6 protein-coding genes are annotated in these 13,418 nt (G+C 51.8%); 4 read left to right on the top strand and 2 right to left on the bottom strand.

Annotation, left to right across the window (positions count from 1 at the left end):
• The first annotated feature begins 73 nt into the window (after positions 1-73).
• Together EHO01S_RS00370 and EHO01S_RS00355 are read left to right on the top strand one after the other, a co-directional pair.
• Entirely contained in the window at positions 74-2,335 is a 2,262-nt protein-coding gene (locus tag EHO01S_RS00370) for a hydratase (protein WP_024522089.1), read from the top strand.
• 1,486 nt (positions 2,336-3,821) lie between these two features.
• Positions 3,822-7,166 carry an autotransporter outer membrane beta-barrel domain-containing protein gene (locus tag EHO01S_RS00355; RefSeq protein WP_024522087.1) on the top strand — a complete coding sequence of 1,115 codons (3,345 nt, stop codon included), beginning with the start codon at positions 3,822-3,824 and terminating at the stop codon, positions 7,164-7,166.
• 78 nt (positions 7,167-7,244) lie between these two features.
• On the opposite strand, the gene EHO01S_RS17910 is transcribed toward EHO01S_RS00355, so the two are convergent.
• Positions 7,245-8,507, bottom strand: coding sequence for a YadA C-terminal domain-containing protein (locus EHO01S_RS17910; RefSeq protein ID WP_024522086.1), 1,263 nt, complete (start codon positions 8,505-8,507; stop codon positions 7,245-7,247).
• Between the two features lie 902 nt (positions 8,508-9,409).
• The gene (locus EHO01S_RS00345) at positions 9,410-10,153 is read right to left on the bottom strand and encodes an HNH endonuclease (RefSeq protein WP_024522085.1); all 744 of its coding nucleotides are present in this window, start codon (positions 10,151-10,153) and stop codon (positions 9,410-9,412) included.
• Positions 10,154-10,226: 73 nt separating this feature from the next.
• Here EHO01S_RS00345 and EHO01S_RS19445 point away from each other — a divergent pair, with 73 nt between their 5' ends.
• Positions 10,227-10,457, top strand: coding sequence for an Abi family protein (locus EHO01S_RS19445; protein WP_115314490.1), 231 nt, complete (start codon positions 10,227-10,229; stop codon positions 10,455-10,457).
• Between the two features lie 1,427 nt (positions 10,458-11,884).
• Positions 11,885-13,399: an EAL domain-containing protein gene (locus tag EHO01S_RS00335; RefSeq protein ID WP_024522083.1), complete on the top strand. Its 1,515-nt coding sequence runs from the start codon at positions 11,885-11,887 to the stop codon at positions 13,397-13,399.
• The last annotated feature ends 19 nt before the right edge of the window (positions 13,400-13,418 follow it).

Genomic DNA, 13,418 nt, shown 5'->3' with positions numbered 1-13,418 from the left:
TTATTTGCGAGTAATTAACTTATTATTTATGTCTGTGTAAGGCGTGCTGCGCTACGGATATTTGGAGCCACTGATGATCAAGTTATATGAAAAGGGTGCTTTTCTCACGAATGCGGGAGAGCTCCTTGCGGAAGAGTGCTACGTTACGGAAAATGAAAAAGAATTAGCAAAAAAAAGAACGATTACCTGGTCCATCTTGGCCGCACATAATACTGGCGGTAATATGGACAAACTTAATATTAAGTTCGATGCCTTAGCCTCACATGATATTACCTATGTCGGTATTATTCAGACGGCCAAAGCTTCTGGCATGACGCGTTTCCCGTTGCCATATGTCTTGACCAATTGCCATAATTCACTTTGTGCTGTCGGTGGGACGATTAACGGCGATGATCACCAATTTGGGTTATCGGCGGCGCAGCGCTATGGTGGGATTTTCGTTCCGCCCCATCTTGCCGTGATCCATCAATATATGCGAGAAATGATGGCTGCCGGTGGGAAAATGATCCTCGGCTCAGACAGCCACACTCGCTATGGTGCCTTGGGAACTCTGGCTGTCGGTGAGGGTGGCGGTGAATTGGTAAAACAGTTATTGAATGATACTTGGAATATCGATTATCCAGATGTGGTGGCCGTGTATCTGACGGGCAGGCCTGCGCCGGGGATTGGGCCGCAGGATGTGGCACTGGCGATTATTGGCGCGGTATTCAAAAATGGTTATGTTAAAAATAAAGTCATGGAATTTATCGGCCCTGGGATTAGTGCGCTATCGATGGATTTCCGTAACAGCATCGATGTGATGACGACCGAAACCACCTGTTTAAGCTCGGTCTGGCAAACAGATGAAACGGTTGAGCGCTGGTTGGCATTACATGGCCGTCAGCAGGATTATCGTCCGCTGTATCCACAGCCACAGGCCTATTACGATGGCGCGATCCACGTCGATCTAAACACCATCAAGTCGATGATCGCCTTGCCATTTCATCCCAGTAATGTCTACGAAATTGACACCTTGAAGCACAATTTATGCGATATTCTACGCGAAATTGAAATCGACGCCGAGCGTGTTGCGCAAGGTAAAGCGAAACTCTCACTGGTGGATAAGGTGGAAAATGGCCGTTTAAAAGTACAGCAGGGGATTATTGCCGGTTGTGCCGGTGGCAGCTACGAAAACCTTATCGCTGCCGCCAGTGCATTACGTGGGCACCCTTGCACGAATGAGGCATTTGCGCTCTCTGTTTATCCTTCCTCACAACCGGTGCTGCTCGCGTTAGCGAAGCACGGGGTGATAACAGATTTGATGCAAGCCGGTGCGATCGTCCGTACGGCATTTTGCGGCCCATGTTTCGGCGCAGGTGATACGCCATGCAACAATGCGTTGAGTATTCGCCATACGACGCGAAATTTTCCCAATCGTGAAGGTTCAAAACCCGCTAATGGACAGATGTCGGCGGTAGCGCTGATGGACGCGCGCTCCATTGCTGCCACCGCTGCGAATGGTGGTTACCTAACCGCCGCGAGTGAATTAGACTGTTGGGAGCAGCAGCCAGCGTATTCCTTTGATCAAGCTCCGTATAAGAATCGTGTGTATCAGGGGTTTGTGAAAGGGGCTACACAGCAAGCGCTGATTTATGGCCCAAACATTAAAGATTGGCCGGAATTAGGGGAACTAACTGAACAGATTGTGTTGCAGGTGTGTGCAAAAATTCTTGACGAGGTGACCACGACGGATGAATTAATACCATCCGGAGAGACCGCTTCTTATCGCTCTAATCCGCTGGGGCTGGCCGAGTTTACTCTTTCCCGACGCGACGCGGGATATGTGGCGCGCAGTAAAGCCACCGCCGCGCTGGAGGCCCAGCGACGGGAGGGTAACTTCCGCGAGCTAGGCGCATTATTTGAGCGTATTCACCAGATTGCTGGGCAGGAGCAGGTCGATGCGCAGCATACCGAGATTGGCAGCATGATCTATGCGATTAAGCCGGGGGATGGCTCCGCGCGCGAACAGGCGGCAAGCTGTCAGCGTGTGATTGGGGGGTTAGCCAATATCGCCCAGGAATATGCAACCAAGCGCTACCGCTCCAATGTGATCAACTGGGGGATGCTGCCACTGCTTATGGTGGAGACGGCGACCTTTGAGGTCGGAGATTATATCTATATTCCGGGTATTAAAGCGGCGCTGGATAATCCCAGCGAGCCCATGATCGGTTATGTTTTGCATCAAGCGGGAGCGATCACGGAAATCACCCTTACGATGGGGAACTTGACCGAGGAGGAGCGGGCAATCATCAAGGCCGGTAGTCTGATTAATTTCAATCGACATCGTCAGATATAACCTCCGTCTCAGCCAGAGTTGCGGAGCCGAGAGATGGGCCGTTTGCGCTTGCCGTGCTAGGGTACACGCTCCATGATGAGCCGGATGGCGCCAGTAAGCGTGTCCCCCCACCTGGCTGTTGAAGGCGATGAGCGGCTTGCGGCGTCATAGGCGCGGCAAGCCTGCACTGAGGCTAACGGCAGACACCAATGCTTGCTGGTTATGATAACAAACGGCTTCCCCTGATGTTCTCCTCTGCGCCCATCATCGGCAACGATGGCATAATAGGTTGGGGAAACGGTGGCGATACTTTTTAGCCCTCGTTTCAAGGGAGGGGATTAGGGCAGGCAAAGTTTAACCGGGCAAAGTGCCCCCTCGGCGTCAAAAGTCTCCTCCCATGTGAGGCTTACCTGAGCTTTATTGAGGCGCAGAGAGGGGGGCAAGCGCTGAAAGCGGAAACTGCCTGAAATCCAACCATGCCATATACTTCTCTTGATACCTGATTACGCGTAACGCAGGTGGTGTGTCCGGCACAATCCTGGCACAGAAAATTGAAAGTGTCATGAAGACCGTGGTTTACTTTCATCAACCAGCGCTTGCTATGTTTATACACGGCTGCGGCAACGACTATGCTAAACATATCAGTGGCGAAATTAAAATCATGCCAACTGCGAACTTCTTCAAGCCTTTTCCTTAGCCGAGCACGTGGCATAAGGCTAATAGCCTAGGTCAGCCCTGGAGTGTTAAATGATTTTGATGGTGATGGTAGAGTAAGCTAATAGCCCATTACCATCAATCTGCTACGGCTACTTGTGCGTATCCTCCCGCTATCTTGCCTGATAATCACAATCCGATTTAGCCGCGTAGGCATATAAGCCTTAGGCAATGTACTTCCATCATTAAGGGGGAATGAGGGCCGCGCTTTTGTCATCCATAAGCGGTTCATCTAAGTTTGCGCTAAGCCAGGGCGCAGAAATATTGCTGGGATGCGACATGGTTGCGTCATCCGGTATGAGGCCATGGCCTCGCCTGGTAACCACGCTGCATTGAGCGTTGTCTGACCTGGGCTCTTTCCTTGGATACGTAAAAATGTTGTCGCCCTCTCTTGCCCAGACAGAACGCGTTGCCTGCTGCTGGTAACTTCGCAACATGGCACATCCCTATTTATTTTAATCTGGTCAATCTGGCCGCTAGTGCAAATGACGCAAGAAATAGCAAAACATGCAGCCTTTTCTCGTGTTGTGACAGTGTCTACTGTTCTATTCACGGAGTGGGGAAAGTAACGGAAAAATTATTTATATTTAATTCGTCTGATGCGGCTGTTAAATCCATAAAACGCATTGGCTTAACTTTACTCGTTTTGCTTAATCCTAAGCGCAGGAACGTTAACGCTATGCCCGCATAGGCGTAACCAGGCGCGTTATTAAAAATAAAACAGCATCCCCCTTTATTTTATTTTCACTGGGGAGGCTATGTTTTTACAACTTATTTGCGATAAGAGGTTGCTATGATGAACACTCCGGCGAGGATTGGCATTGGCGTGCTACCGCTTCCGGTTGCCGTGAAGCGGCATTGTGCGCGTAGTACATTGGCTGTCGCCGTCACGCTCGCGTTGGGGAGTTGGCCGCTAGGGCGTGTCAACGCCATGCTTTATCTGATATCTGCACCGGATATTAGCTGTAGCAGCGCGCAAGCGTGTGTGACCAACGACAACGCCGTCAATTACACCACGGCAGATAGTAGCCGGATAATGGGGATACAAAAAGATATCGTTAGCGGCAATTATGTGTCTTATCGCCATATCTTGACCGGGCTGGGGCTAGAAAACGCCGCCAGCGGAGAGAGCTTTTACCTGTGGAATAAGGCGGATGGTGAGATTTCGCTAACGACTGATGGGGGGGCCTCATCGCCACGTATCCGGGCCTATGGCATGTATGTGGATACGGGAATGGGGGCCAGTAATAACGTCGTCATGCAAAATGACGGCGTGATCCAGGTGTACGATAGCGCGGCGAGACAAGTGGCCTTGGGGGAACATGATGCAGGAATGTCCCTGATAACCAGTGATGGCGGTGGGCATCAGATCTGGATGAATAACACCGGGCAGATCGACGTCCGTATCGACAATACGCGCGCTAAAGAGATTGCCGCCATCGGCATGCAGATCCAAGCGACCAGCGTGGGGAACGCCGCCGGGAACGATAGCAGCACCCTGTATAACGCCGGTACGCTGGTGGTGGATCACGCCGGTGGCGGTGTTGCCTGGGGGATACGCCAGTTCAGTCTGGGGGAGCCGCTCGATGGCCGCGTGATCAATACGGGAACGATGGTGGTACGTGCGTCGGCTGCCGGGGGAAGCGCACTTACCTTTCCCTGGGGAAGTAACGCGGCCATCGGCATACGGAGCGACACGGCAACCTCTGCGCTGAGCCACTTACGCAGTTATAACTATGGTTCTATTTTTGTCGCGGCGACGGCGGACGGCGGGATCGCCCATGGGATGCATAGCAGCGTCGACCCGACACAAGGCAGTGTGGTGCAGTTTGAGCTACAAAACCACGGTTTGCTCGACGTCCGTAGCCTCGGCAACCAGGGGTATGCTGCGGGGATGACGGTTGGAACGGTATACGGCGGTGATTTACCGGTCGAGGCTCAGGTGCAAAATGGCGCGTCTGGGCATATGACGGTGAATGCCGGGAGTAACGGCACCGCCTACGGTATCTACGCCTTGCTAGACACCACGCGCAACGGGGTAGCCAGCACCCTGAATGTCAGTAACCTGGGGATCATCGATGTCAGCGGCAGTGTCGCGCATCAACTGTATCTGGCTCGACAAGGCGTGGGGAGCTTGGGGACCGCCTATGTGACGGCGTGGAACCTGGCACTGAACGCCGCCGCCAGCCAAGAGCAGCGAGTGTTTGCGGTTACGACAGGGACTACGTTGAATTTGGGGGAGGCAGCGGGGAAAGGCGCTCACTTTATCTTACGCGCGGCGGATAACGGCGACACAGAGCATAGTGAGTTGGCTGTCAGTGAGCTGATTGCGGTGCAGGGGGGCCATGTCAGCGGCAGCGTCGGGCGCGTGACCTCGGGCGGTAATTATACGGGGCAGTATGCAGCAAACTATCAGGCGACGCTGGAAGGCTATGCCAGCTATGCCAATCAGCATCTGTATCTCGATCGCGCCTGGCAATATAACCCACTGGGTGAGAGCAAAGAGGCCGTGCGCTGCGCGACCATCCGTTGTGCGCTGTACAGCAGTACGCAAGGCGTCTCGTTGCTTAACCAAGGCACACTAGATCTCGTGGGCGAGGATAGCGCACTGGCGGCATTATATGCCAACTTGCGAGTACAGAATGGGGTAGATAACCAGGCGGTAACGCTGCGTAATACGGGGCAGATCGCTTTGCATAACCGCGCCGATAGCGGCGCCGCCTACGGCCTGTATGTTCGTTTGCAGGATGCCGCCCAGCAGGCGGTGATCCACAATAGTGGCGTCATCGATGTCTCGGGCGCGACGGCGCATGCGCTCTATGTGAGCGGTGAGCAGGGGCGCGGAGGTCGCGTGAGTGATGCGAGTGGTGGCACGGCACATCTCGCGACCTGGGATATCACCTTGCAAGATCGCGTATCCGGTCGGCACAGCCTGTTTGCCGTTGCGGATGGGGCGACGCTAAACTTTGGTGACGGGGAGGGGCAGGGCAGCCTGCTGATCCTTCGGCCGGGCGACAGCGCCTTAGGGTATGCGGACAACAAGCGTTTTCGCGTGAGCGATATGGTGTATAACTACGGCAATGGCGCCCAAGTGACTGGCCGGATAGGTCGTGTCACGACACCGTTACCGATGCTGGTGGCGAACACCGGCTACCTCGATCCGGCGGGCAGCACCCTATGGGATAATCAGTGGGTGTCGCTGGATGTCGAGGCCGAGCGCGGCGATGGCCCGACCCTGAGCGCCGGTAGCGTTGACAGCATGCAAAACCAGGTAGAGCGCATTGGTCAACTCATTGTGGATGGTTCTTCCCCGTTAGGGCAAGGTCACGATGAAGTGCAAATGAAGATCTATTATGGCCACCTGCAACGTAGAGGCGTGGGAGCCGCCGATACCGATAGTGTCGGAACGGTAGCCTATACTGACTATGCACTCTCCCCTCGCGCCACCCTGGGCTGGCATGGCGGTATCGAATCGGCCTGGCTAAAGGCGAAGAGTCATACCCTGAAAACCCAATCCGTATCGGCTATCTTCGGCAGCCAGGGACGTTATCAGCTTAGTGATGGCGCCTATCTACGCGGCCAGGTGAGTGCCATCGTCTCTCGTGACCATCATCGTTTTTCGGCGTTTGACGGCAGCCGAGCGGCGGCCTCGCTGACCACTAGCGGCATGTATGGCGCGTTCTATATGGGTTATGACTACCCCTTGGATCGCGCGAATATCATCACGCCAGAGGTCGGGGTAAGCACCTTGTGGTCGCATATGCCAGCGCTTAGCGTGCACTATGATCGTAGCCCAGAGCTGGACCATCGTTATCAATCGCAACATTACCAAGCGTGGTATGCGAGCGCCAGCGTGCGCTGGCGTGGGCAGGCCGAACTCAAGGGGATCACCTACCATCCCACCTTGCTGGCGGGGGTGAAACAGGCCTTGGGGGATGTAGATATCAACACGGTAATGACCTTCAATGAGCAGCGTTTTGCGGCGAAAGTCACCCGCGATCCGCTCCGTGCTGTCATTGATAGTGGTATCAGTAGCGCGGTGAATGCGCATTTCGCTCTCGGGATCAACTATCGAGGTGAATATGGCGCACACACCACCGATCATATTGGCTATCTAAACGGTACCCTGCGCTTTTAACTGTGCTCTCCCTGCCCACGGTGGGCAGGGAGAGAGTAAGGTTTTCCCTGGCTGACCCGCCAGGGGATTGAGGGGGGGTTAGAAACTCCAGGAGGCACCGCCACCAATGGCGACATTGCTGTCGGTGGCGAAAGACGCCGAGGCTTTGATGGCGAGACCGTTATCGAACCCCTTACCAAAACCAATGGCCCCCGCGCTTTGGCTATCGTAGTAGCCGACGCCGACGCCGATGGTAAAGGCGCCGTCAGCATAGGGAATGGGGATGTTGGTCATCGCCGCCACGCCAGCGATACCGGCAGCGGCTTTCTTACGGTTATCATCAATGCGGCGGCTCAGGGAATGGCTACTCGCTTGAATGGCCGCGCTTAATTCATGCTTGCTGTCATTGAGAGCGGAAGCAAAGGCGCTACTGCTTGCCTCACTGCTACGCTTGACCTCCTGTACCCCATCCAGTGCGCCCAGCGCCATCAGGTTTGCCGCTAGGGTACCCTGGCGATTTTCGTCGATGGCGGCGGTTAGGGCTTTGGCGTTGAGGTCTTTAACTTTTTTATCTGCATCTAATTCGGTAATTAATTTATCCATCTTAGTATTATAGTCGCTGGCTTTCTGCACTTCAGTTAAAAGTGCTGTAGCGCTAGCTTTATTTTGCTTTACCTTTTCAGTTAACGTTTTTTTGGCCTCAGTGGCCGCTTTATCCGCTAACGCTAAGGTTGGCTGGAAGGCGGCGATCGCATCGGCCCCCGCGATTGCTTGCGCGTTATTGGTTAAATAGGTATTAATTTGTTGTTGGAGTGTAGTGCTTTTAGTATAAGCGTCATTAAATTTCCAATACCATAAATAGGATTCCATGAAATTTCTCCCGGCAGCATTGGTATCGGTGCCGGGATTGGCGACAACAGCCAATGTGGACGCGGCGGCAATATCCGCGATAGCTTTAAGTTGGGGGATAGTGGTCGTCAAATAGCTAGTATCAAAATCTTTAACTTGGCGTATTTGTCGAGAATAGTCCACGGATTGAGTGATAGCCGGGGCGGCAATTGCTTGTTTTATACTATCTATTTGCGTTATTTTAGCTTCGTCCTGTTCGATCTCCGTCTTTAAGTGATCGACGATAGCCAATGAGCTAACCAGTGCCTGTTCGGCCTTTGTTTTTTGGGCGCTGGCTAATTTTTGTATTTCTTTAACCCATTCAGCCTGTTGTGCGAGTTTGGCAGCGCTAAGGGTGGGGGCCTTGGGGGTGGTGCTAGCGCTATCGTCATCAGCAGCCATAGCTGTTTGGACATTACTAATGCTTGCAATTAACAGTGCTGATGCTATAGCGGTTAGTTTTTTACGTTCCATCTCTTATGCCTCTGTGTGTGTAATGTCATCCGTTGGTGTTATTTAATCTAAAGCCACGTTGTTTCTCGTGTTGAAAATAACAAAAACTATTTTTATTTAAAAATTTAATATTAATACATCTGCTTGTTGATGTATTTTGTTTGTCTATTTGATTAATATTTATAATGCTTATTCGCTAAAAGACACGGCATGATAAATATCATAATAGATGCTATGGCGGCTATTTAATATTTTATATGAATCAATGCCTGTTTCTGCAAGCGTGAAATTGGTGTCTTTACCTCGGATTAATTATATTTAGAATTATGATACCTCATATCTTTATCAATACTGAGGTTATTAGCTGAGCGACTCCCATTGAGGGGACTGGCAGGAAGGGGGAGGGAGAGATCGCAGGCCACCGGGCGTACGCGTAGTGTCGGCCTACAGGGCTCGACCTTACCGATCGAGCGGCCGCTAGGGGCGCCGGATGGGGCGTCGTATTCCTCACTGGCGGCTGCCACGCGATAGTTGGGCCTGGCGTGATACGCCTGGCTATTAAGTGGGGGAAGCGCGGCGCGTTTTCCTAGCGGTGGGCTGCTGGCGATATTGAGTGCGGTTCGCCTGGCGGCAGATAGAAAAACGGTAGCGAATGCCCGGTTTGAGACAGCCTTGGCGGGAATGGTGAACTCTGCTAAGTCTATGTCGTCACTAACGTCAGCGATTGGCGGCGTGAATGGCCACCTCGGTAATATTGATGGCGTACAGATCCGTTCGTCATCACGACGTTTTACTGCACCATACCTCATGCCATACGCTTGTGATGCTAAGCGTAAAAAGAGATATAAAAGCACTCATGGTCGCGATAGCGCTCGCCTGAGCAGCCCAGTTAAGGTCGCCGCTCTATCTGCAACGCATGTTACTCATTGTGCGCTTTGCTTCTGGTTTTGCATGATGTCGCGAAGCTGTTCGACAGATAACGGCTTATCTACATTACCGCGGTGAACCATCGCATGGCAGTTAGGACACAGCGGAACCAGGTCATTGATGGGATCGATTTGGTATCCATCACCCAGTGTACTCAGTGGCCAAATATGGTGCACATGGATAAACCCTTTTCCATGTGTGCCATAGTGTTGCTCAAAATCAAAACCACAGCACTGACATACGGTACCGTGGTGGTTGATACAAGCTCGGCGAGCTTCAGGCTCTCGCTCATAGGCGTTAACTGTGATGTTCTTTTTCGCCCCTTCAACATAGCTTTCGGATACTGGAAGCTCGTCTGGGAATGCGTTTGCCGCGAAATCGGCGTACCACACCGTTCCCTCTTTTCTCAGGAAACGGTGTTCAAGCCGCCGTTCGAAGTCTTTAATAACCGCGATCTCTGGGTTATCAGGGTGTGGCGCATAGATCATGTTAAAGGTGAACAGATCATACCCTTGAAGAATATACTTGATATGCTCGATGGCCTGAGTGTAGCCGGGTTGTTTTTTATTGTCGCTGTTGTACTCCCATTCTTCGCGCAAGATCACTGAGCGCTCTTTTTCGCGTTCAGAATCCCAGCTGCCGAAAATCACCATCCGCTGTTCATGGTTGATGAATGACCAACTCCACGTCCAGTTGCGGCAAGTGGCTCCGTGACTCTGAATGAACTGTTTTCGATTCAAAATATGCCTCGATATCGCTTTGCTAGGAGAGTAACTAATCGCGCATGGGACGCCAGTGCCTGCTTGAGCGTCTGTGATTAAGAAAACCTCTCTGGTAGGTTACTACCGTCTGTCAGGTTTTGGGTACCCATTGGGTACTCCGCATACAATGGCTGATGATATCAGAACGAGAGTAGATAATGTCCGTCCTGATGCAGATTTTCCGGTGGTATACGCTCCCGCTTGGTGCGATGAAAGAATGCGCTTGTTGATGATGAGCGTTTTGCAACGAATTGAGATCTATGCTTACCCTAGACCTTATTGAATAAATTGAATTTTTAGATGATTGGTGCCTCTGTGCGCTACAACCGTTTCAGCATCGGCAACCCATGTCCAAGCAAAAGGTTAAAATTATCAATGGATCAGCATACTGTAATGTCTTTTCGGTTGCGGGGTTCGTGGATAGTCGGGTTTGATGAGTCTGTCATTGCAGCGTTGCTGAGTTTAACCACATGGAGAGGAGGTCGCTGCTGGCCGCCTCTGCGCCGAGATGAAACGCCAGCGCATCGACAAGCTAGTGGCCGCCTCAGCGCCGAGGAGAAACGCCAGCGCATCGACAAGCTACTGGCGCGCCGCAACCACATTGTCCAGCAGGCGGTGAAGCGGATGAATCGGTGGTTTGAGTAGGTCTGATTTCACTAACAGCCTATCCCATTAAGCTATTTTATTTGCCATGTTGGCCCTGGGTAGTGCTCACCCGCCTCACGTACGGTGTGTACGCTCCGGTTGTGCTGCGCTGTCCGTGTTCCAACCAGTTGCAACAATACACGCCTACTGGGATAGGCTCTAAGGCTATCTGTTTGATTGTTTGTTGAACCCATTCGCTATCGTGTTGTTTCAGCCTTCTAACTCAGGCTGACGGATGGCGCCCTCTGCCAGCAATAAATCACCCTAGACCACGCCCCTGTCACAACCGACAACAGTGGGGTAATGCTCGACAACACACGACAACACACGACAACACACGACAACACACGACAACACACGACAACGCGTTGGAGTAGCCCAGATCGAGTAGAGAGGTAGTTTCATCGGGTGACAAATAAACCGCTACTCAGGAGGGAGAAAGGAGGGCTACGCCGCGTCTTCTTCTGCTCATCATGCTCAAGAGGGCGTTAGCGGGCGGTGTTGCTGAGGGGCGATACCTGGCCAAATCAACGATGACCACTTAAGGGGATTTTTTCGGAATATTCTTCTGTGATCAAGATGTTAGCGAAGTCAGGGCTGGTGTAGGATAAGGTGCCAACGAGGAGGGTTCAGGCGGATGAGTCATATTTAATCTATTGATTTTTAATGGATAAAAAAAGACCTGACACCATTCCTGTATCAGGTCTAGGGGAATGGCTCTTGTGGAGAGCCGTGCGCTAAAAGTTGGCATTATGCAGGCGTGGATCGCCTTGCCTATTAATCGTAGTGCATGTGTGGCGTTTTGCCAGTGGCGTGGCGGCGAGCATGCGCAGCGGGTGTACCGATCCCCGTGGGTGGGATGGGGGCTATCGGTCGGCGTGATTGCCATGTGCAGGGATGAGTCATCGTGCAATGAATGAGATGGTTTGTACAGAAAGAGCGCTAAGGTGACCTGAGCAGGGCGATTAATGTGTGTTTGCTATAATCGTCTAGGGTAACGCGGTGCGGAATGTTCGCCACGGTTTCATCATACACAGGCAATGAGTGGATCAGGTCGAGGGCGATATGAGTCAGGAAGGGATAAAGAAGATTATCACTAAAAAATTACTCGTTGCGTTTGCCTCCGGCGTCAGTGTATTGGTTATCTTAACCCTTTGCTTGCTTATTTTTTCGATTAAATCCTTATATAAGGATACGACTCTTAAGGTTAATTTTGCCCGGCAACATATCGATGGCATTCTCGACCATGCGAAGAACGCTGCGCAATCCACTAGCCATTTACTGGGGCATGCATGTTCTGAGCGGGCAATCAATGCCTTGATCCATCAAGTGACTTTGACGCCGAATGTTCGCTCTATCGAGTTATTTTCGAAGAATGGTGGGTATTGCACCTCATTATATAAAGAGGTATCGGGGATCGATCGTGAAAAAATAGAGAAAGTGAGTGGTTTGTATCTCTTGGCAGGGGATGAGGCGACCCCCTCGCTCCCCGTGTTATTTTATAACGATAAGCTCGCGCAAGGGGCTGTGTTGGTCGGGGTTGATGGATATTTTATCGCCAATACTCTGCGCGTTATTAATACCTTCCCGAGCGTTTACTTTGCGGTTGGCGGTGAGATTTTATCGGCAGATGGGCGTGTGACACCCAGATTTCAACGGATTCCGGAGGGATACCATGCGATCACCTCTGACTACGGTTATACGATCATTTATATTCTTACTAAGCACACCATTCTCGCCAATCTGACTGAAAACTATATGCTGGGGATCTATTTAAGTCTGTTGCTGGCGGTAGTGGCGATGCTGGGGGTCTTTTTGCGTTTGAATCGACCGTTATCGATTACCGAGTTGATCCGCAATGGCCTCAGGAATAACGAGTTTGTTCCCTATATTCAGCCGATCATCGACCTGCAAACCAATAGTGTCACCGGTGGCGAGATTTTAATTCGTTGGAACCGACCAGGGATCGGTATTATTCCGCCGAATCAATTTATCCCGTCAGCGGAGGACTCCGGCCTGATCGTACCGATGACCCGACAATTGATCCTGGATACCCGGGAGGCATTACGTGGCAGATTGTCACAGCCGGTGCATATCGGTTTTAATATTAGCCAAAAGTATCTTCAACATCGGAGTATCGTGGCAGACTGTGAACAGTTCTTAGAGGCCTTCGCTGGACACCAGCTAGAATTAACGCTGGAGTTGGTTGAGCGTGATGAGATTGCCGCGAAGCGCGAGGTGAAAGCGAACTTTGAGCGATTGAAAGGACTGGGGGTAACGTTCGCCCTCGATGATTTTGGTACCGGCTATTCGACCTATTCCTATCTGCAAAAGTTTCACGTCGATTATATTAAGATCGATAAGAGTTTTATTCAGATGATCGGCCTGGATGAAATCTCCAGCCATATTGTGAACAACGTTATCGAGCTGGCGGGGAGCCTACACCTGAAGATCATCGCCGAAGGGGTCGAGACGGCGCAGCAAGAAGCCTATCTGAAGGCGCATGATGTGTTGTATTTGCAGGGTTATCGTTATAGTCGCCCCATCCCCTTAGAAACCTTTATCCAACGCTATCTTTAAACGTGCGCCGGCGTGCGCA

This window comes from Edwardsiella hoshinae NBRC 105699 = ATCC 33379, from assembly GCF_000474215.1.
Lineage (GTDB): Bacteria > Pseudomonadota > Gammaproteobacteria > Enterobacterales > Enterobacteriaceae > Edwardsiella > Edwardsiella hoshinae.
Note: the sequence above shows the minus strand (reverse complement) of the source record. Positions and strands in the feature narration are given on the sequence as shown.